Here is a 20739-nt window from a genome sequence, read left to right as displayed (position 1 = left end):
CTATGAACACCTTCCGCCTGACCATTGATGCTTTGATGGGCAGGGCGATGGGAAGAAGGAGGTAGAGAGATGATAGGAGTTACCACTTCTCTTTCAGTCTCAACCCTTGGCCGATTTGAGATACGCCGCAATGGCGAGCAACTGGCGGGTGGGAATTGGAATCGTCGTAAAGTCGTCGAGCTTTTCAAATTGTTGCTTGCGGCAGAGCAACACCGCCTGCATCGCGAGCAGGTGCAGGAGATTCTATGGCCAAATTCTCCGGCTGAACAGGCCACGAACTCTTTCGGCAAGACGCTTTATTTATTGCGCCGCGCGCTCGAGCCAGACCTGGCTGCTGGCAAGGGCAGTTCTTCTATTTATGTTCTCCTCGATCACGATACGCTCATGCTTGTTCCCAATAGCATGGAGATCGACGCCGATATTTTTGAATCTTCCGCTAAACAATTGCAGTCCCGAATACGTAGCTTCGCCCTTTCTGATGCAAGCTCGCGGCATTTAGAGGATTTTGACAGCGTACTGGGCCTCTATCAAGGTGATTTCTTGCCGGAGGACCTGTACGAAGATTGGACGCAGCGGCGACGCGATCGACTGCGCCGCATTCATAGTTCGCTGCTGGAGCGCGCGGCAGAAGTGGCGCTGGCGAGCGGAAAAGGCTTGCGTGCCTCTGAATACCTGCTGGAACTCCTCGAAAGAAATTCTGCGGACGAGCAGACTCATCGTCAATTGATGCTCGTCTATGCCCGTATGGGAAGGCGCAGTGAGGCGCTTAACCAGTACCTGCTCTTGCGCCGGACCTTGAAGGAAGAATTACGCGCCGCGCCCTTGCCTGAAACCAACGAACTCTTCCGGCATATCCAGATGGGCCAGGTTCCTGTTGATCTCCACGAGTCATGGCTCGATGATAAACCAACGCCAGATACCACGACAACAGCCGCCACACCCCCCGATTCCGTCATCACTCCTGCAGAGGCAGGGGAGGCCGGGAAGGTCGAGAGCGGGCCCTTGTCGCCGCCCGCCGTCGATTCCCACATTATATCGGGCGCGAATCCCATCACGACACCCTTAGAGGTGGGAGCGGAAGCGGAGGTGGAGAGCGCGCGTCAACTCGACCCGGAGCGCATTTTGAAGGCTGAACTGGTTGGGCGCGAAGAGGAACTGGGTCGCATGCAGCGCGCATTTCAACAGGCACGCAATGGGCAGTGCAAGGTCATCTTCGTCTCCGGCGAGCCGGGGATAGGCAAATCACGCCTGGCACGCGATTTTACTGCATGGAGCGAACAGGCGCAACAGGCCACCGTATTGTGGGGCTACTGCTACGAAATGAGTGGGGCGCTCCCTTATCAACCCATTGCGGATGCTATCACTTCACATGTCCGCACCTGCAACCCGGAAAAGCTGCGCGCTATGCTGGGCAACAGCGCTGCCGACCTGGCGAAGATCGCGCCGGAAATTGGCTACAAGCTGCCGGACCTGCCACAACCGGAGCCAATGGGTGCCGAGGCTGACCGGCGCAATCTCTACAACGCCGTCGCTCGCTACTTCAATGCGCTTGCCGCCGAAGGCCCCTTTATTTTGATCCTGGATGATTTGCAGTGGGCCGATGCCGCGACCCTACACCTGCTCAACTTCTTAACCTTACAGCATCTTGAGCGCGGGCAGCAGGAGAGTACGAGCAGTCCAGGAAAGGCTCCTGGCCTTCCGCTTTATGCGTTGCTTTACCGGCCAGACGAGGTGCATGAGGCGCACCCGCTGCGCGCTTTGATCGCCACACTCCTGCGCGCAGGCATAGGCGAAGAATTGCGCCTGCAGCGTCTCTCAGAAGAGGAGGTGCATCAACTCCTGGTCAATATGGCAGGGCATCCTGTTGGCCTGAGCTTTGCGAGCGAGGTGTTTCGCCAGACCGAGGGCAATCCTTTCTTTGTTGGAGAGGCGATTCGCTCGCTGGTGCTTGAAGGCAAGATTAAATGGGTAGGAGACCGCTGGCAAAGTACCGTGGAGGTCAGCGAACTGGAGATACCGCATAGTGTTCGCATGCTGATTGAACGCCGCCTGGTGCATCTCCCGGCTGATTGCCGCACAACGCTCACCGTTGCCGCTGTTATAGGCCGGCAGTTCAGTTCGGCATTGCTGTGCCAGGCGCGCAACTTAGCTGAGGATGTTGTCGCAGAGCATATTGATACTGCCATCCAGCTACAGATAATCGCATCGTTGGCCGACTTTTACAATGAGCGCAAGGGCGGTTCTCCAAACGGGCAAGAAGCCGACCTTACCTTTACGCATGATAAAATTCGCGAGGTGCTTTACCAGTGGCTCAATCCCTTGCGTCGGCGCTCGCTGCACCGGCAGGTGGCGCAGGCTATCGAATCCGGCCACGCGGCGCACTTGCAGCCCTATTACAGCACGCTCGCTTACCATTATTCGATGGCGGAGGACGCTACGCGAGCGGTGGATTACCTGCTGAAAGCCAGCTACCAGGCAGTAAGTGTGTATGCCTTCGCGGACGCGGCGTCGGCTATGGAGAAGGCGCTTGATTTGCTGGTAGGCGAGGAAGAACGCGTGCGCCGCGCAGGTGTGCTGCACCAGTTAGCCAATATCTACCTGTACCTGGGCCGCACCGATGATGCTATTTCGGCAGGGCTGGCCTCAAGCGCGCTATGGCGCGACCTTGGCAACCCGGCGCGACAGGCCGCGGCCTACCTGGACGTGGCATTCTTCAGTCATTGGCAGGGACGCGAACTGGAAGCGCTCAAGCATATTTCAACCGCGCTGGAATGCCTGGCAAGCAGGCCGGAAGAGACGACCCTGCTCGTTAAAGCCTATACCCAGTGGGGGCTGGCGGCTACGGTGATGGGCGATGTTCCCCAGGCGTTGAAGATGCTGCGGCAGGCAGATGAACTGCTGGCAAAGATCGATGATGCGCCGGAGAACGTAGCTAATACCTCTACTTTCAGCGCGGCAGAACGTAGGGAACACTTTGCATTTATTGCCGTGGTGTCGTTGTGGTCAAAGGCATGGTGCGCGTACCTTGCAGAAACACCGCGGCAGATGCTGAGTTATGCTATGCAGGGCGCGGAAATGTGCCACAAGTACAACAAACCGGACTGGGAGCCAATGATGACCTATTCAGCGGCATGGGCTTATATGCAGCTGGGGCAAATTCCCGCGGGCGAACAAACGGCTCGCGATGCCCTTGAGAAGGCACAGCGGCATGGTGTCTATGGCGCGGCGGGCTGGGCCGACCTCGTGCTGGATTTCCTCGCCATCCAGGCCGGAGCCTGGGGTGATGCGCGGCAAATGGGAGAGAAAGCCAGCGCTATAGCCACGATGATCCACGACGCCGATCTGCAATCGCGCGTGCTATGGAGCTATAGCGTGTGCGCGGGCTGGCAGGGCGATTGGGAACAGGCCATCGCCGACGCGTTGAAAGCCCTGGAGGTCGCAAAAGAGGAGGGTGAAACCTCGATGGTGTATCCACACCTGCTGGTGCAGGCCGCCAAAGCATATCTCTACGCAAATAAGCCCGAACAGGCGCAGGCCTACCTGGATGAGGGCATGCAACTGGCGGCGCAGCGCGATTACCGGCAGCTTATCAGTATCGGCCAGCGCCTGCAGGGCCGCATTTTGCAGGCACAGGGCCGATTCGAGGAGGCGCAGCCATATTTCGAGCAATCGCTGACCGGTCTGCTGGCAATCGATGACGTGGTGGAGCACGCGCGCACGGAGGAGGCCTACGGGCTGTTTTATCTGGAGCGCAATCTGGAGGGAGATATGGAGCGCGGACAGGAGCTTATACAGAGGGCAAGGGAGACATTTGGGAGGTTGGGGGTGAATGGATGAAGTGTTGTCACCTTTTCAGTGAGTCGAACGTGTGACAATTGCTGGCTACGTTCGTAGCATGTTTTGCTGAGTACATAGTTCGACAAGGAGGCAACACTATGTTATGGTACTGCGCTTTCTCGTGGTATCCTGATACGACTCGCCAGGAGGTTGCCAAGCGGATTCTGCAACAGCACGAGGCTGGTTTGCATCGTAGCGAGCAGATTCGGGGCTGGTATAACCTGGCAGGTGGGGGTTCCGGCTTTTTACTGGTCGAGACTGATGATCCCCAATCCTTGACGGCGATGCTGCAACCGTATATGGATCTGATGAGTTGGGATGTGCGGGCAATTTATCCCCTTGACTACAACCAGCAGATCGAGCAGATGCGGCAAGTAGCGATGCAGACCACCTGAAAGTTGGACTCGTAGCAGCGGTGTATCACATGGCAATGCCCAGTTTGTCTAAGATAAACTGGGCATTGCCATGTGATACTACTCACCTCGCCGCTTTTCCAACCACTTCTTAATGCTGGCCTCTTTTCCCTGATGGCCCGGCTCGTAGTAGCGTTTCCCTTTCAGGCTCTCCGGCAGGTATTCTTGCACTCTGGTGGCCGGTGGGCGCTCAGGGTCCTCGATCTGCATATCCTTGTAATAGTCATGGGCGTATTTGTAGTCTTTGCCGTAATCGAGGTCTTTCATCAGCTGCGTGGGGGCGTTGCGTATCTGTAGGGGTACGGGGTCGTTGCGGGTTTTTTGCACGTCTTCCTGCACGCGACTGTAGGCTTCGTATAAGGCATTGCTTTTGGGCGCGGTCGCGAGGTGAACGACGGCCTGGGCGAGGGCCAGATTTGCTTCGGGCAGGCCGACGAAATGCACGGCCTGCTGCGCGGCGACGCATACAAGCAACGCCTGGGGGTCGGCCATACCCACGTCTTCCGAGGCGAAGCGGATGAGGCGGCGCACAATATAAAGAGGGTCTTCTCCGGCTTCGAGCATGCGCGCGAGCCAGTAGAGCGCGGCGTCGGGGTCGGAGCCGCGCAGGGATTTGTGCAGGGCGGAGATGGTGTCGTAGTGCTGGTCTCCGGCTTTGTCGTAGAGGAGCGCGCGGTGCTGCATGATGTCTTCGACGATGGCGAGCGTGATATGGATGCGCTCGCTATCCTGATCTGCATTGCTACTCGTGCGACCGGGCGGTGGAGGCAGCTCCGCCCCTCTTCCACCACCGCTGCCCGCGCCCCTACTGGATGCGGCCAGTTCGAGGACGTTGAGGGCGGTGCGAGCGTCCCCGTTGGCGAAGATGGCGATCTGCTGGAAGGCGTCTTCGTCGATGGTGATGTGAAGCTGGCCGAGGCCGAGCTCTTTATCTTGCAGGGCACGTTCCAGGATGATGAGAATTTGTTCTTCGGTCAGGGCTTTGAGCGTGAAGACGCGGCAGCGCGATAAAAGGGCGGCGTTGACCTCGAAGCTGGGATTTTCGGTGGTGGCGCCGATGAGTGTGACAACGCCGCGCTCGACATGCGGTAAAACGGCGTCCTGCTGCGCTTTGTTGAAGCGGTGAATTTCGTCGATGAACAGGATGGTGCGCTGCTTTGAGAACTGGCGCAGCTTGCGAGCATCCTCTACTACCTTGCGCAGGTCGGCGACACCTGCTGAGACGGCGCTGAGGGAGACAAAGTGAGCATGTGTCTGGCGGGCAATTACTTCGGCGAGGGTGGTTTTTCCGCTGCCCGGCGGTCCCCACAGGATCATGGAGGGGATACGGTCCTCTTCGATGCTGCGGCGCAGCGCGCGCCCGGGCGCCAGCAGGTGTTCCTGGCCAATGATCTCGTCGAGCGTGCGGGGGCGCATACGCGAGGCCAGAGGTTCCGCAGCTGCCGAGGTAGCGGTTGCTGGAGATGCTGTTCGTAGCTGCCTCTGTGAGGTTGAATTATCGTCTGACCCAAAAAGTGATGTTTGATCTGGCATGATTTCGGACTCTTTTGCTTACTTTGTTGCCGCGCCTGGTAGCATTATAGCATGGATGACGAGCCTTATAAGTAATCACCGTTATGACTCTTTTCTCCGGTAATTACCGATCGACTCAAGCCGTCAACGAAAAGTTGGATAAGCCAGTAAAAACTTGCCTCCGTATCTACCGGTATGCCGAAACCGCCCGCCATCTCCAACGTGATAAATCCCTGTACAATGCTGCGCAGGCCGCGAATAGCATGGATAGCGTCTTCGTCTCGGAGTTTGTAGGCTGCGAGAACGGCCAGCACAACTTCCACAACCTGTTGTGCTGCCGCCTGCGCTTCCTGGTCGCCGGGAGGGGGCGCTTGCAATGTAAGCGCATAGCGCCCTGGTGTCTGCTTCGCATAGGTACGATAGGCACCGGCAAGCGCAATAATAGCTTCTGCGCCTGATTTTCCGATGGTTGCCAGGCGAACACGGTCAAGCAAATCTCGCATACAATAGAGCATCAGATCATGTTTAAGGCCGGATAGCCCCGCGACATGATTGTAGAGGGAAGGTGTGCGAATGCCCAGGCGCTCAGCCAGATGGCCTAGCGTGAGCCGTTCAATGCCCTCCTCGTCTACTAGCCTGGCAGCTGCCTCTACGACGCTTTCGTGATCCAGTCCTATTCTATGCGACACGCGACTGTTTCCTTTCCGCTTTCACCAGGGATTGCTCCATGACGCGAATCGCACGCTCCATCTCCGCCTGAGGCTGCTTGAGCATCCGCCCGTGTCCGACAGCCAGCACGGAAGGTGAGAGCGCCAGCAATTTGCGTGCGCTTTCCAGGGCCAGCCCTTTATGCCAGGTAGCCATCGCTGGCAAGGGGAAGAGCAGTTCTACGGTACCGGAAACCGCTACGCCGCCCTGGGTCTGAAAGGCATCGCCAGCGATCAGCGCCCGGTCTCGACTATCGAGAAAGGCAATATGGCCAGGAGTATGTCCTGGCGTTGCAATCACCTCGAGCGAGCCAACACGGTCTCCTTCATGTAAAAGGCGTGTCGGCTTCGTCGAGACCACAGGATAGCCACCTTTCAAGGGTACCTGGGGCTCGGAAGCATCCAGGCTCTTATCGCCGGTCAGAAAACGTGCATCACGCTCGCTTATCATTACCGGGATATCGGGTAGTGCATTATGTAAGGCGTCGAGCGAACCAACATGATCGATGTGAGCATGAGTCAGCAGAATGCGTGTAATGGGGAGACCCAACTTCGCCGCCTCCCTTATAATGGCCTGCGCCTGGCCACTCATATTCGTATCAATCAACGTGAAGCCGTCATCCTCGCGCACGAGGTAGCAATTGAAGGCAACTAAACGGGTTAATTGGAAAAGATTGTTGCTAAAAGCCAGTACTTTCATGGTTTGATATGTCCTTTCTACTAATATATTTAGCAAGCAAACTAAATATATTAGCATAATATACTAATGCCTTTAGTTTGTCAAGACCTTCATGTAGGGGCGCTAGACCACCCATTATGAAAACGACGTTTTCAGAGGAGAGTGGAGAGGAACAGGTGATTCCCATAAGTGTGTGAGATTCTTCGCTGCGCGAACCAGACTTTATGTAGTCTTGAGTTTACCGGTAATTACTAGAGTTGCAGGGTCGCACATTTTGCAACCCATGATAGAATATACTCGTTTTAGCGATAGGTGAGATTACTCTTGCCGGAAATGTATGGAGTTGAGGGTTAAATGATGCCGGCTAGGACGCCGAAATTATGAATAACGGTTGATGACGATACGAGTCTGTGCATCTTAGAGGAGAGGCGCGGAGAAACTTTTCGAACTGGTCGATGGCAACCGGGCGCATTTACGAGCCTTGCTGCCATGGGTAGATAGGGAGTTTTACACGATGGGGAATGGCTGTACGATTACTATGTTGACCTGGCAGTCTATGGGATGCTGGCGAGGGATTGGCACGGGTAGGGCAAAAAACTGGTAGTTACATCGTCTACTCTTCTTAGACCATATGATGTATAATGCAGTGATTAGAGGGTTGCTATTCTGTAGCAGGATAGGAAAAGATAGATGATTAGAGCTAGAGCCACATCAAAGAGCAAATTTTATACATCCTGGTTATTCCGGCTTGTGTTCGTGGCAGGGATTCTCTCTCTCATGTTCATGGGTGCGCTGGGAGCCGCGCCCGTTGCACGTGCCGATGCGCCAGGGGGTGATGTAACCGATCCTTTTGTAAGGCTCGTCGATATTGCGAAACCGGCTGTTGTACGCATCATTACTGTTATAAACGGTCATCTCACCGTTGATTTTCCGAATGGCAAGGCGGTGACGTTCCCACAAAATGATCCCAATGGTTATCAATTAGGTTTATCGGGCACCGGTACATTCATTTCGGCGCATGGCGATATCTTGACGGCGGATCATGTCGTGAATCCACCACATGATGCCAGCCTGGATCAATACCTGCAGCAGACAGCAGCCCCGGATGTAGCAAACTACTACGATACAAGCGTCAATCCTGGCGCACCTCTTTCGCCTGACCAGGTCGCTACGGACCTGGCCGATGGCCAGCTGCAATCCACAACAAGTTATGGCACGCCCAGCAGCCAGGTCTTCCTGAGTACTGATTATACGGGTCCATTGAATGCTACCAGCGCGCAGGACCTGCCAGCTTATGCTCACGCGCCGGTGGATCGTATCGAGGCGCAAAGCAACTTCAATGATAGGGATACGGCGATCATTCATGTCAGCAACATGAACGATATGCCGCTGGTTGCGATTGGCGATTCAACGACGGTTCAGGAACAGGATCAACTGCGCATCATTGGTTTCCCCGGCAATGGCGACGTGAATATGAACAACATTTCGCAGTTGCTCACCTCGTCGATCAATCAGATTTTTGTCAGTTCAATCAAGACGACGGATACCGGAGCGCCGGTTATTCAGGTCAGTGGTAATGTGGAGCATGGCGATAGCGGCGGCCCGGCTTTGAACAGCAGCGGCCAGATTGTCGGCATTGTTAGTTTTGGTACGGGCACTGATGGCAGCACCAGTTTCTTGCAGGCCAGCGCCAGCGCGTTGATGCTGGTGCAACAGGCAGGCGTGAATACAACGCCCGGGCCGTTTGAAAAAGCCTGGGTACAGGCCTTCAACGATTACGCATCCACTGCGGCAGGTCACTGGCACAAGTCGCAGCAAGAATTCCAGCAGATTGCTAACCGGTACCCCAATTTCAAGGCTATCGCGCCCTACCTGGCATATGCCACGCAGCAGGCAAAGAATGAAAAAACTTCTTCGACACCTACTACTACAACGGGCTCCAGGCAGGGTACAACATCGCTGACGAGGTGGATAATCATTGGCGGTATAGTTGTTGTACTGCTCGTGGTGATACTGATCGTAGTGGTAGTTATGCAGCGCCGCCGTGGAAGCTCTGCTCCATCACAAGCGACAATTCCCGGAAGTTGGGGAAACACGGCCAATGGGTCTTTGCCCGCGGGCGGTACAGGTTTGCCGGCGCAAGGTGGGGCAAATATATTCACTCCCTATAGCTCAACTCCGGCGCAGGGCGGGGCAAGTATACCTTCCCCCTATACTCCGGCGCAGGGCGGGGCAAGCACCCCCTCCCTCTACAACCCAACTCCCGCCCCTACTGCGAGACCTGTTAATCCACAGGCTCCTGCACAGGGAGGATATGTAGCTCCGCCGCCGGGTACTCTATCGCCCTTTGGAGCGCCATCAGGGCCATCGTGGCAGAATCCGGCGCCGCCCTCGCCTGCTCCCGCGTCACCTCCGGTGTCTCAAGGTTTGCCGGGCAATCAGTCCTGGATGTCGCCACAAGCGGCCAGCCAGCCAAACCTGCCGGGTAACTCATTTGCTCCCAGTAATGCGGCTAACGGCAATGTCTCCGGCCCGCTGGTTGCATGGCCTTGCGGCCACATGAATCGTCCCATTGCGCGCTTCTGTAGCGTCTGCGGTGAACCGGCTCCCGCACGTCCGATCATGCGCCAGTACGAGCAGTAAATTTCTTTACGCTCCCATAATGTTGTAGCCGGCGTCGACGAAGAGGATTTCGCCGGTGATGGAGCGGGCGTGTGGGCTGCAAAGGAACAGGGCTGCGTCGCCGACGTCGCTTTGTTCGATATTGCGGCGCAGGGGTGCCGCGACTCCCATATGTTCGCGGAAACTGGTAAAGCCGGAGATGCCGCGCGCGGCCAGCGTGTTGAGCGGCCCGGCAGAAATAGCGTTGACGCGAATATTCCATTCTCCAAGTTCGAAGGCCAGGTAGCGCACGCTGCACTCCAGGGCGGCTTTGGCGACGGCCATCACATTATATTTGGGCATCACACGTTCGCTGGCCATATATGTCATGGTGAGGATTGAGCCGCCTCCTCGCGCCTGCATGAGCGGCCTGGCGCGATTTGCCATGGCGATTAACGAGTAGGCGCTGATATCAAGGGCGGTCTTGAAGCCTTCGCGGGTCGTCTCGTAAAATGGATTTTCCAATTCGCGTGGGGGAGCGAACGCAACCGAATGGATGAGTATGTCAAGCTCGCCGCCGAAGATTTCGCTCGCCTGCGCAAAAGCGGTATCAAGCTGCTCATCGCTCTGTACGTCGCATGGAATGACGGGGGTATCTGGAATTTTCGCCGCCAGGTCGCGTACGTATTTTTCCATGCGATCCTGGTAGGTAAATGCCAGTTTTGCGCCTTCATTGGAAAGGGCCTGGGCAATCGCCCAGCCAATAGAACGATGGTTGGCAATGCCAAAAATAAGGGCCTTTTTTCCTTCTAATAGAGCCATATCTGTACTCCTCTCTGCCTGGGTTCACAAATTTGATTTCTTCTCATCTCAACGTTCGACCGGATAACGGCGGCCAACCCAGCCGTTCATGCCGTTTGCCAGGTTATAGACCTTTTTGAAACCGGCGACCATGGCGATTTCAGAGGCGGACGCGCTGCGCTGTCCCATGGCGCAGGTGAAGATGATCTCCTGATCTTCCGGCAGGTTTAAATCTTTCAATGCCTTCGCGAATGAATAAATGCCGTTCAGGGGAACCAGAACGGCCTGGGGAATGTGGCCGCGATCCCATTCATCCTGCTGGCGGACATCGATTACGGTAACGCCGGCATCGATCATACGTTTGGCTTCATCGGTGCCAATGGTCGTGTATGGAAATGCCTCTTCCTGGTCGTCATATGCCATATTTATCGCTCCTTCTTTTCTGCGTCGTATTGCTCCAGCCAGAGCCGGCCCACTAATGTCGGCGTGATGACGTACTCATCGCCGACAAACGTCATGGTGAGATAACCCTGGTCCTCCATCTCGCGAAAGTCATCTGTAATCAAGAAGAAGTCGTGTACCAGGCGTGACAGATCACTCTCCGGCAACTGCTTCCAGATCAGGAGGGTACGCAAAACAGCAGCATATTTGGGACTGCTGTCATCAATTGCTCGCATCTGTATCCTTCCTCTTCACTTCTCGACATGGGGCAACGAAAGAAATATTGTGTTGTACCGCATTCTACCACGAATCCCGGCGATGTGCAGCCCGTAGTCTATAACAATGGTACAAATCTGGTACTCGACGATAGGGCTTTCCTGTGCTATAAAGTGGGTGATGAAACCTTTTGTTGAAGGAGAACTTTTGTTATGATGCCGGACCCATCTCTATCTCAAGTCAAAGCCAGTACCGTTATTCGCAATATAGGGCAACTTGTGACCGTTGCCCAGCAACCCATAGCCGGGGCATCCGGCCCATTGCAGGTCATCCCGGATGCGGCGCTTGCCGTTTATAAGGGAATGATCAGCTGGGTAGGCCCTGATCATGGAGCAGAACCTTTGTTCCAACAGAGTACGGGCGCCTACAAGGATGGCATCACTATTATAGATGCGCAAGGAGCCGTTATTACCCCTGGCCTTGTTGATTCGCACACCCATCTTGTATTTGCCGGAGATCGCGCCGAAGAATTTCATTTGCGCCATGCCGGAACCAGTTATGGCGAATTACTGGCGCAGGGTCGCGGTATCCTCTCCACGATGAAGGCTACGCGAGGAGCGGACGCGGAAACATTGACACAACTGGCGCAGGCGCGTTTGAATACCATGCGAGCATACGGCACCACTACGGTCGAGGTAAAGACGGGCTACGGATTGGATAAAATCACTGAGGAGACCTGCCTGCGCATCATCAATAATCTCAACGCGTTTGAGACCAACCCGGCTCACCAGCACGACCGTGTACGGGTTGTGCCAACATTTCTGGGCGCGCACAGCATTCCACCCGAATATAGAGATAAGAGAGATGCTTACGTGAACCTGATTATTGAAGAGATGCTGCCGTCATTTGTCGGCCTTGCCCGCTTCTGTGATGTATTTTGCGAGCGCGATGCCTTCACGTTAGAAGAGAGCCGTCGCATCCTCACACGCGCTAAAGAACTGGGCTACGGACTGAAAATCCATGCCGATCAACTGAGCCCATCCGGCGGCGCGCAACTGGCGGCGGAATTAGGGGCCACTTCCGCCGATCATCTTGACTTCGCCGACGATGCAGCCCTGGATGCGATGCGTGAAGCCGGTGTGGTGGCAACGCTCTTGCCCGGTTGTTCCTATACTTTGAGAAGCCCCTATCCTGAGGCGCGCCGTTTCATTGATCGAGGATTGCATGTAGCGCTGGCAACCGATTTTAATCCGGGTACATCGTACTGTGAGAATATGCAGATGATGCTGGGGCTGGCTATGTCGGCCATGGGCATGTCACTGGAAGAGGCGCTGATGGCCGCGACCATCAATGGGGCGCGCGCGCTGGCATTGCAAGATGCGATTGGTAGCATCGAACCGGGCAAGCGCTGCGAACTGGCTTTCTGGTCGATTCGCGACTATCATGAAATCGGCTATCACTTCGGCGTCAACCTGGTACAATCTGTGCTCGTATCGGCGTGATCATTCATGAGCATGTTTCACGTGAAACATCCGTCGTTTTACAGAAGCGATGTTTCACGTGAAACATTTCATTTTCTACTGCAATTTGCCTGGCTAAAACAGCGTCGAAGAAATTGACCTGATCTTACAGAAATGAATCTCCGAAAGAGGAAGAGATGGCTCGTATTGTAATCACTACTTTTGGCTCAAGCGGTGATCTCAATCCTTGTTTCTTGGTGGGATAGTCCTGCGCCGCATCGTCGACAAACCGGTGAACCAGGTCCGGCGCAAGTTCCACGTGCAACCAGGCGCCAATCTGATGTGGACCGGCAATCTATCACCCACATTCACGGCCCTGGCGGTTTCTCCCGCGTTTATGCCTCGCCAGGACGACTGGCCGGAGTATATTCGAGTGACAGGCTTTTGCTTCTGGGATGGGTCGGTAGACTGGCAGTTTCCTGCAAAGCTCAAAGCATTTCTGAATGGGAGAAAGCCTGTGGTGACGGTTACTTCCGGTACCGTTGCACCTGGCGAGCGCACACTATTCGCTCCTTACTACCGTACCAGTGCAGAAAGCATTCTCGCGTGTGGCGCACGGGCGTTATTGCTCAATGAACCCGAAATGCCCGGTTCCATTGAGGATAATGACGATGTTCTCAATATCTCCTTCGCGCCCTTTTCTCAGATTTTTCCATCGTGCGCGGCAGTGATTCATCATGGGGGTATTGGAACAATTGGGCAATGTTTGCGAGCCGGGGTTCCATCCCTGGTAGTGCCAGGAGGCATGGATCAACCTTTCAATGCGGCGCAGGTTGCGCTGCGCAAAGCCGGGATATGGATATCGCGCAAGCACTATACAGCCAGGCGCGCCAGGCAAGCCTTGAATGCACTTCTATATACCCCGACCTATCAAGAGCAAGCCCGTAAGGTACAGGCCAGAATCATGCAGGAAGATGGAGTGGCAACATTGCGCGTGGCGATTGAGCAAATCTTGCGAGATAAAAGACAAGAATAAATTCGTGTTATGCTGGTGAAATTTCATTATCGGCGGTGGGCACAATCAATCGACCTGTTGCCGGGTATTTTTGAAAACTTATTATTGGGTCTCAGATGCTTTTACATGACGCTCGTCTATCTGTTACAATGCATATACAGGCATCGTAGCCAGAAAGGACGACTTCTCCGATGAAGATAGACACACACGTTACATTACCTGCCGGCGTGACTCTTAATGGGCAGACCTTGACGGTTCCAGAAGTGCTGGCCGTCGCCCGCCACTACGCGCCGGTTGTTTTAGGCGCAGAATCTCTCGATAGCATTCTTGCAGCCAGGGCGGTAATCGATAAACTGGCGGACGAGGATCAAAAAGTATATGGCGTAACCACCGGATTTGGTCACTTGAGCCGGGTGCGCATTCCCCATGAGCAACTGGTAGATCTGCAGCACAATCTTTTGCGCAGTCACGCGTCAGGGGTTGGAGAGCCTCTGAGCGAGGAGGTCGCGCGAGCCATCATGCTGCTGCTGGCGGCAAGCCTGGCACGCGGCAATTCCGGCGTCCGCCCGGAAGTTGTGCAGCTGCTCATAAGCATGCTCAATACCAGAATTTATCCTCGCATTCCCTCGCGTGGATCGGTAGGTGCGAGCGGTGATCTTGCCCCGCTTGCGCATCTTGGCTTGATCATTATAGGAGAAGGTGAGGCATTTTATGACGGCCACATTGTTACGGGAATGGAAGCTTTGCGGCATGCTGATCTCGAACCGCTGCAACTGCATGCTAAAGAAGGTCTCGCGCTGATCAATGGAACGCACCTGATGGAGGCGATTGCCGTGCTGGCGCTTGCCGATGCGCAGGTGCTGCTGCGAGCGGCGGAAGTTGCAGCTGCCATGAGCATCGAGGGTTTGATGGGCAGCCACGTGCCTTTTGATGCCCGCATCTCAAAGCGCCGTGGTCAACTGGGACAGCAGGAGAGCGCCGCACGTTTGCGCCATTTGTTGCGCGAAAGCGAAATCAATCTTAGCCATCGCGATTGCCCGCGCGTGCAAGACCCTTACACGATGCGCTGCGCGCCGCAAGTCTTCGGAGCGATACGCGACGCTATAGAGTATTGCTCCAACATTTTTGAGCGCGAACTGGACGCCGTGACCGATAATCCGCTCGTTTTCCCAGAGGATGGCGTTGTGTTGAGTGGGGGCAATTTTCACGGGCAACCACTGGCGATGGCGCTCGACGTACTGGCTATCTCGCTCGCCCAACTGGCAAGTTTTTCCGAGCGCCGCATCTTCAATCTATTAGGCCCACACGATTGGGACGAGGGTGGCGCGCCGCTCTTTTTGACGCCGAATCCCGGTCTGAACTCCGGCTTCATGATCGCGCAATATGTCGCGGCGGCGCTGGTCAATGAGATCAAAATACTGGCGCATCCTGCCAGCATTGATTCGATACCGACCTCTGCCGGTATGGAGGACTTCAATAGCATGGGAGCAACGGCAGCGCATAAGGTTCAGCGCCTCATTGAACAGGCGCGCCAGGTTGTCGCCATCGAATTGATGTGCGCCGCCCAGATGCTGGAATTTCGCAAACCGCTCAAACCCGGCCAGGGCGTACAGCAGGCATTTGAGATTGTGCGCTCATACGTGCCAAAACTGGAACATGATCGCACGCTGGCGCCAGATATTGCTGTCTTAGTCGAAGCAGTTAAGGTGGGAGCATTTGAGAGTATAGGGTAAGAATTGGTTCCACAAATATGTTTCACGTGAAACATGGTATTACCTCAGCTTGTTTTACCCTTCCCAATATGCTACACTCTGTAGTAGTCGCCGGTCAATGGAGACCGGCATCTAGCAAGCTACGCCGGTGTTGCGTAACCGAAGGGAGTAAAACTGGTGATTACCCACGATCAACCACCTGTGGATTCGCCCGACTCACTTGATGTATCGTCACCCTCGTTTCAAGAACAAGCTGCTATCATCCGGCAGCTCCGCCAGCAGGCAGTTCCTCACTATCGCCCCCTTGTCCAGGAAGGCTCGAGTCCCATCCGCGTAATGGCTCGCATGGTGCATGAATTGGAACAGCATTGTCGCGAACTTCACCTCTCGGAGGAAGTTATCCAGTCTGAAATTGTCAACCGCACGATAGGCGACGTGAACCTGCGCAACATTACGGAATACGAAGGAGAGCCAGGAGGCCCGCGCGATTATCGACTCCTCGCCGACGAGCTGGGAGTCGCTCTGCCGGGCGAACCACTGCATGGCTACGTGGCCAGCGGCGAAACCTACCTCTGGCTGCGCGAACAGATGCAGGTATGTGAAAGAGAACTGCTACAACAAGGCATCGATCTGCGGATTTACGATATATATGGCAACGGCAATATCGTCCTGCGTGGCTGGCTCGCCGGGGAAACGCGAAAATGGGGCATTGCTGCTACAGCAGAACAGCTATACCTGGGGTTAGGCGCGATGGACATCATCGACAAAGTTTTGCGCGGGCTGGCCGTACTCTTCAAAGATCAACGGCATAGCGATATCGCCGTGCTGTTCCCTACTCCAGGCTTTAATGTACCGGAGTGGCAGGCACAATCGTATGGCTATCGCCTGCACAAATTTCATACAGATGCCGCCAATTACTTCAAACTTACGGCGCAGCAACTCGATGACATACTCGCGCAGACGCCGGATATTCGCGCATTTTACCTTACCGTTACAAACAATCCGACCACCTTTGCCTATACACCGGATGAACTCAACCGGATCTTCGCTGTGCTGAGAAAGTACTGGGAATCAGGCCGTGAAATTTATATCCTGGCGGACCTCGCCTATATCGGCACCGGCATACAGGAAGAGGACCAGGCCCGCATGGCTACCTTCAACGTTCCCGATGTCTATGCGCATACCTTTTTTATCAGCAGTTTTTCCAAATCGTATACGCTGACAGGCGAGCGTTTCGGCTGGGTTACGATTGGCAGTCCGCAGGTCGCATCGAAAGTGATTGTTTGTTGGGCGAATAGCATGGCATCGCTACCCGCCGAATGGCAACTACGCTACATGGCATATACTCGTTTGATACAGGCGCGTCCCTGGTTGCTTGAAAAGTTGCGAGCTTTCTATCGCCTGCGACGCAACCGGCTGATTGCACAGCTGCAGCGCCTGGACGAAGAATTTCAGATTTTCAACCAGATACATGTTGGCGACGATGCGACCGTTTATAATTGGAGCCAGTTGCGGCCAGGAGAGGATGCATTCTCCGCTTTCGAAAAAACGGGTATCGCAGGAGTTCCCGGCAGCGGGTTTGGCTATACCGATGACTACGTACGTTTCTCAATTGGCGTCATACCTGTTCCGGTTATCGATAATCGACCTTGACCGTCCCACAACTGCGGTGATACTCTTTCTTTGTAAACCCATTGTGATCTTCCTTCTCATTTCTGTGATCGTTTTGTGACTTCACAATGCTACCCTGGGAGGGAAGAAAAAGGTTGGAAGCAAGTGAAAGGCGGGCGACCAGGACAGCGACGAGCCGCTGTCCCTACAGATGGATGACAGAGTCCTATATATGTTTCACGTGAAACATATATATTTTTCGCCTCATACGGTCAATTTCATCTTAGCAAAAAAGGAGACTACGAACTATGACTACTCGCGTAGGCATCAATGGTTTTGGACGTATCGGTCGGCAATCTATGAAGGCCATGCTTGAGCGCTATCCTCGCGACCTCGAAGTTGTCGCCATCAATGACCTGACCGACACAAAAACCAATGCCCATCTATTAAAATACGACTCTACCTACGGACGTTTCCCAGGCGAAATAGAGACGACACCTGACTCGCTGATCGTCAACGGACACAGTATCAAAGTGCTGGCCCAGCGCGATCCTGCGCAAATTCCGTGGGGCGACCTGGGAGTGCAGATCGTCATCGAATCAACCGGATTTTTTACCGATGCGGATAAAGCCGCTGCGCATCTCAAGGGCGGTGCAAAAAAGGTGATCATCTCCGCGCCTGCTAAGGGCGAAGACCTCACCATGGTGCTGGGCGTCAATGATAATATGTATGACCCGGCCAGGCATAATATCATCTCCAACGCTTCCTGCACCACTAACTGCCTGGCGCCCGCGGCCAAGGTCATCAACGATACCTTCGGCATTGAATATGGCTTGATGAACACCATCCACTCGTATACGAATGATCAGCGCATCCTCGACCAGGTTCACAAGGACCTGCGCCGCGCCCGCAGCGCCGGAGTCAATATCATTCCTACCACCACGGGAGCAGCTCGCGCCCTGGCGCTCGTCATTCCCGAACTGAAGGGACGCTTCGATGGCATCTCCTTGCGTGTTCCCACCATTACTGTCTCGGTCGTCGATTTTGTAGCCACCGTGCGCCAGCAAACGACGAAAGAGGCGGTCAACGACGCCTTCAAACAGGCGGCAGTCGGTTCGCTCAAGGGCATTCTTGATATTACCGAGGAACCGCTGGTTTCGATGGACTTTCGTGGTGACTCGCACTCGTCAATCGTCGATGGGCTTTCAACTATGGTGGAGGGCGGCAATATGATCAAGATACTTGCATGGTACGACAACGAGTGGGGCTATTCCTGCCGCGTCGCCGACCTCACCCATTTCATCGCCGAAAAAGGGGTGTAATGAAGGAATAGCCATGAATAAGAAGACTATTCGTGACATCGATGTTAAGGGCAAGCGCGTACTGATGCGCGTCGATTTCAATGTGCCGTTGGACGCCGAGCAACACATCACGGATGATACGCGCATTCGCGCAGCCCTACCCAGTATTCAATACCTGCTCGACCTTGGCGCGGCTGTCATCCTCATGTCGCACCTGGGCAGGCCGGATGGCAAAGTCGTTCCCAAAATGAGCCTCAAACCGGCGGGCTATCGCTTGAGCCAGTTATTGGGCAAACCAGTATTGCTGGCAACCGACTGCACCGGGCCTGAGATCGAGGCGCAGGCCAGAACTTTGCGGCCCGGCCAGGTACTGCTGCTCGAAAACCTGCGCTTCCATAAAGAAGAGGAAAAGAACGATCCAGAATTCGCGCGCCAGCTTGCGTCGTTAGGCGAAGTCTACGTCAACGATGCCTTTGGTACAGCACACCGCGCGCATGCCTCAACCGAGGGTGTTACTCATTACTTGCCCGGCGTGGCAGGCTTCCTGATGGAGAAGGAGATCAACTTCCTTGGATCAGCGCTCGAACATCCAAAGCGACCTTTCGCCGCCATTATCGGTGGCGCCAAAGTCTCCGACAAAATCGCCGTTTTGGAGCGCCTCATCAGCATGGTCGATACGCTGCTCATCGGCGGGGGTATGGCGAATACCTTCCTCAAAGCCGAGGGGTATGAAATCGGCGACTCGCTCTTTGAAGAGGGTAAGCTCGACGTGGCACGCGATTTGATGGCTAAGGCTCGCCAGCGCGACCTGAAATTTATGCTGCCTGTAGACGTGGTGATAGCGGACCGCTTTGCCGCCGATGCCAATTCCAGGGTGGTTTCTATCAAGGATGTTCCCACCGGCTGGCGCATCCTCGACATCGGCCCCGAAACCATTTCGGCTTTCGACCAGGCCCTGGCGGACGCGCAAACTATCGTGTGGAACGGGACGCTTGGTGTAGCGGAAATGTCGGCCTTCGCCAAAGGTACTGATGCCATCATCGACATGCTCGCGCAGCGAACGGCAGCGGGGGCTACCACCATTATCGGCGGCGGTGACTCAGCCGCGGCGGTTGAACAGGCACACGCAGCGGAAAAAATGACCCACGTCTCGACCGGTGGAGGCGCGTCACTTGAATTTCTTGAGGGCCGCGTCCTTCCCGGAGTTGCAGCCTTACAGGATAAAACGCCATGACTACTCCAACGCGTACCGCAATCATTGCCGGAAACTGGAAAATGCACTACGGCCCGCGGCAGGCTTCCAGTTTCGCGTCCGAGATTGTGCCGCAATTGGGGATGCTGCTACGGCAGTACCCCAACATCCTTTCTATTCTCTGCCCGCCCACCATCTCGCTCATTTCAGTGCGAGAGGTGCTGGATGCTCATCTCTTCGAACGCCTGGAACTGGGCGCTCAGAATATGTATTATGAGGAGAAAGGAGCATTCACCGGCGAAACCTCTCCAAGCATGGTACGCCAACTATGCAGCACCGTCATCCTCGGTCACTCGGAGCGCCGTACCTACTTCTGCGAAACCGACGAGTCCGTGAATAAGAAGGCCCTCGCGGCTTTCGATCATCGCCTGCGTCCCATCATTTGTATCGGCGAGCGCGAAGATGAACACGATGCCGGAAAAACAGAAGAGGTTATTCACTACCAGGTGCAGCATAGCCTGGCGAATTTTCCGCAGCAGCACACGAAAGAGGTCGTGATTGCCTACGAACCAATCTGGGCCATCGGCACCGGCAAAGCAGCCACTCCCGAAGGCGCGGGAAAAGTAATCCAACTTATTCGACAGCTCTACGGTAACATGTATGGTGTAGAGGTTGCCTCCGCCATACGCATCCTCTACGGTGGTAGCGTTACTTCGGAAAACATCGCAGAGTTTATGGCTCACCCCGATATCGATGGAGCGCTCGTTGGGGGGGCGAGCATCAAACCTGATTTCGTGGAGATTGTGCGTAAGACAATTGAGGTGATGCAACAGTAAAAGTGTAACACTAGCTATGTTACGTTTTTACCGTAACATAATTGCGTTTTTTTGTAGAAGCATCTTTCTTTATTGGGGAAGAGGGTTTGCGACGCTCCAGGGACGTGTCATTCTGAGCGCAGCGAAGAATCTCTGCCGGGGCACCGATTCTTCGCTGCGCTCAGAATGACAGGCCTGAGCGACAATGACAGGCTCCTTTTGCCAGTTCGCCAGCCATCCTTGACAGGTTCATCTTTCTCCCCGTATAGTAGTAAAGTATTCACTCGTTTTTTGAGGAGGTTTTGAGATCTATGCCGGTGTGCTGCTAACTCCATCCTGGTTCCTGTTCAAACAGTGAAACAGATATAACCATTCTTGCTTCCATCTCTCGCGTGTCTCTCATCAGGCATGGGCGCTGAGTTGTTT

General features: G+C 54.9%; 16 protein-coding genes. 10 read left to right on the top strand and 6 right to left on the bottom strand.

Features of this window, described 5'->3' with window-relative positions; translation table 11 throughout:
- Positions 1–69: 69 nt before the first annotated feature.
- Positions 70–3837 carry an AAA family ATPase gene (locus VFA09_10300; protein ID HZU67656.1) on the top strand — a complete coding sequence of 1256 codons (3768 nt, stop codon included), beginning with the start codon at positions 70–72 and terminating at the stop codon, positions 3835–3837.
- A 98-nt stretch (positions 3838–3935) separates the two neighbouring features.
- The gene (locus tag VFA09_10295; protein HZU67655.1) at positions 3936–4232 is read left to right on the top strand and encodes a DUF3303 family protein; all 297 of its coding nucleotides are present in this window, start codon (positions 3936–3938) and stop codon (positions 4230–4232) included.
- Positions 4233–4310: 78 nt separating this feature from the next.
- Here VFA09_10295 and VFA09_10290 read toward each other — a convergent pair whose 3' ends face one another.
- The 3 genes from VFA09_10290 to VFA09_10280 form a co-directional block, all read right to left on the bottom strand.
- Complete coding sequence (locus VFA09_10290) at positions 4311–5783, bottom strand: replication-associated recombination protein A (protein ID HZU67654.1); 1473 nt, start codon at positions 5781–5783, stop codon at positions 4311–4313.
- Between the two features lie 65 nt (positions 5784–5848).
- Entirely contained in the window at positions 5849–6451 is a 603-nt protein-coding gene (locus VFA09_10285) for a WHG domain-containing protein (GenBank protein HZU67653.1), read from the bottom strand.
- On the bottom strand, positions 6441–7169 hold the full coding sequence (locus VFA09_10280; GenBank protein HZU67652.1) for an MBL fold metallo-hydrolase: 729 nt from the start codon (positions 7167–7169) through the stop codon (positions 6441–6443). The genes VFA09_10285 and VFA09_10280 overlap by 11 nt, the downstream gene beginning before the upstream one ends.
- A gap of 669 nt (positions 7170–7838) precedes the next feature.
- On the opposite strand from VFA09_10280, the gene VFA09_10275 reads away from it, so the two are divergent.
- On the top strand, positions 7839–9791 hold the full coding sequence (locus tag VFA09_10275) for a trypsin-like peptidase domain-containing protein (protein HZU67651.1): 1953 nt from the start codon (positions 7839–7841) through the stop codon (positions 9789–9791).
- A 6-nt stretch (positions 9792–9797) separates the two neighbouring features.
- Here VFA09_10275 and VFA09_10270 read toward each other — a convergent pair whose 3' ends face one another.
- Genes VFA09_10270 through VFA09_10260 form a run of 3 tightly spaced genes read right to left on the bottom strand, consistent with a single transcriptional unit; the run spans position 9798 to position 11227 of the window.
- Positions 9798–10571 carry an enoyl-ACP reductase gene (locus VFA09_10270; GenBank protein HZU67650.1) on the bottom strand — a complete coding sequence of 258 codons (774 nt, stop codon included), beginning with the start codon at positions 10569–10571 and terminating at the stop codon, positions 9798–9800.
- A 48-nt stretch (positions 10572–10619) separates the two neighbouring features.
- Complete coding sequence (locus tag VFA09_10265; protein ID HZU67649.1) at positions 10620–10973, bottom strand: rhodanese-like domain-containing protein; 354 nt, start codon at positions 10971–10973, stop codon at positions 10620–10622.
- A 2-nt stretch (positions 10974–10975) separates the two neighbouring features.
- The gene (locus VFA09_10260; protein HZU67648.1) at positions 10976–11227 is read right to left on the bottom strand and encodes a hypothetical protein; all 252 of its coding nucleotides are present in this window, start codon (positions 11225–11227) and stop codon (positions 10976–10978) included.
- A gap of 192 nt (positions 11228–11419) precedes the next feature.
- Here VFA09_10260 and hutI point away from each other — a divergent pair, with 192 nt between their 5' ends.
- From hutI to tpiA, 7 genes are all read left to right on the top strand, one after another.
- Positions 11420–12709, top strand: a complete 1290-nt coding sequence (gene hutI, locus VFA09_10255; protein HZU67647.1) for an imidazolonepropionase — start codon at positions 11420–11422, stop codon at positions 12707–12709.
- Positions 12710–12914: 205 nt separating this feature from the next.
- Positions 12915–13703 (top strand): nucleotide disphospho-sugar-binding domain-containing protein, encoded by a 789-nt coding sequence (locus VFA09_10250; GenBank protein ID HZU67646.1) that lies wholly within the window; start codon positions 12915–12917, stop codon positions 13701–13703.
- A 170-nt stretch (positions 13704–13873) separates the two neighbouring features.
- On the top strand, positions 13874–15415 hold the full coding sequence (hutH, locus tag VFA09_10245) for a histidine ammonia-lyase (GenBank protein HZU67645.1): 1542 nt from the start codon (positions 13874–13876) through the stop codon (positions 15413–15415).
- Positions 15416–15571: 156 nt separating this feature from the next.
- The gene (locus VFA09_10240) at positions 15572–17047 is read left to right on the top strand and encodes a pyridoxal phosphate-dependent aminotransferase (protein HZU67644.1); all 1476 of its coding nucleotides are present in this window, start codon (positions 15572–15574) and stop codon (positions 17045–17047) included.
- 266 nt (positions 17048–17313) lie between these two features.
- Positions 17314–18327: a type I glyceraldehyde-3-phosphate dehydrogenase gene (gap, locus tag VFA09_10235; GenBank protein HZU67643.1), complete on the top strand. Its 1014-nt coding sequence runs from the start codon at positions 17314–17316 to the stop codon at positions 18325–18327.
- Between the two features lie 13 nt (positions 18328–18340).
- Positions 18341–19540 (top strand): phosphoglycerate kinase, encoded by a 1200-nt coding sequence (locus tag VFA09_10230; GenBank protein HZU67642.1) that lies wholly within the window; start codon positions 18341–18343, stop codon positions 19538–19540.
- On the top strand, positions 19537–20334 hold the full coding sequence (gene tpiA / locus VFA09_10225) for a triose-phosphate isomerase (protein ID HZU67641.1): 798 nt from the start codon (positions 19537–19539) through the stop codon (positions 20332–20334). Before VFA09_10230 ends, tpiA begins: the two co-directional genes overlap by 4 nt.
- Positions 20335–20739 lie beyond the last annotated feature (405 nt).

The sequence above is a fragment of the Ktedonobacteraceae bacterium genome, from assembly GCA_035653615.1.
Taxonomy (GTDB): Bacteria; Chloroflexota; Ktedonobacteria; order Ktedonobacterales; family Ktedonobacteraceae; genus DASRBN01.
Note: the sequence above shows the minus strand (reverse complement) of the source record. Positions and strands in the feature narration are given on the sequence as shown.

Bases quoted from the DNA above. Each gene is read 5' to 3' on its own strand.
- VFA09_10290 (HZU67654.1), bottom strand. From the start codon at position 5,783: ATGCCAGATCAAACATCACTTTTTGGGTCAGACGATAATTCAACCTCA.
- VFA09_10300 (HZU67656.1), top strand. From the start codon at position 70: ATGATAGGAGTTACCACTTCTCTTTCAGTCTCAACCCTTGGCCGATTT.
- hutH (HZU67645.1), top strand. From the start codon at position 13,874: ATGAAGATAGACACACACGTTACATTACCTGCCGGCGTGACTCTTAAT.
- gap (HZU67643.1), top strand. From the start codon at position 17,314: ATGACTACTCGCGTAGGCATCAATGGTTTTGGACGTATCGGTCGGCAA.
- VFA09_10260 (HZU67648.1), bottom strand. From the start codon at position 11,227: ATGCGAGCAATTGATGACAGCAGTCCCAAATATGCTGCTGTTTTGCGT.
- tpiA (HZU67641.1), top strand. From the start codon at position 19,537: ATGACTACTCCAACGCGTACCGCAATCATTGCCGGAAACTGGAAAATG.
- VFA09_10275 (HZU67651.1), top strand. From the start codon at position 7,839: ATGATTAGAGCTAGAGCCACATCAAAGAGCAAATTTTATACATCCTGG.
- hutI (HZU67647.1), top strand. From the start codon at position 11,420: ATGATGCCGGACCCATCTCTATCTCAAGTCAAAGCCAGTACCGTTATT.
- VFA09_10265 (HZU67649.1), bottom strand. From the start codon at position 10,973: ATGGCATATGACGACCAGGAAGAGGCATTTCCATACACGACCATTGGC.
- VFA09_10270 (HZU67650.1), bottom strand. From the start codon at position 10,571: ATGGCTCTATTAGAAGGAAAAAAGGCCCTTATTTTTGGCATTGCCAAC.
- VFA09_10295 (HZU67655.1), top strand. From the start codon at position 3,936: ATGTTATGGTACTGCGCTTTCTCGTGGTATCCTGATACGACTCGCCAG.
- VFA09_10230 (HZU67642.1), top strand. From the start codon at position 18,341: ATGAATAAGAAGACTATTCGTGACATCGATGTTAAGGGCAAGCGCGTA.
- VFA09_10280 (HZU67652.1), bottom strand. From the start codon at position 7,169: ATGAAAGTACTGGCTTTTAGCAACAATCTTTTCCAATTAACCCGTTTA.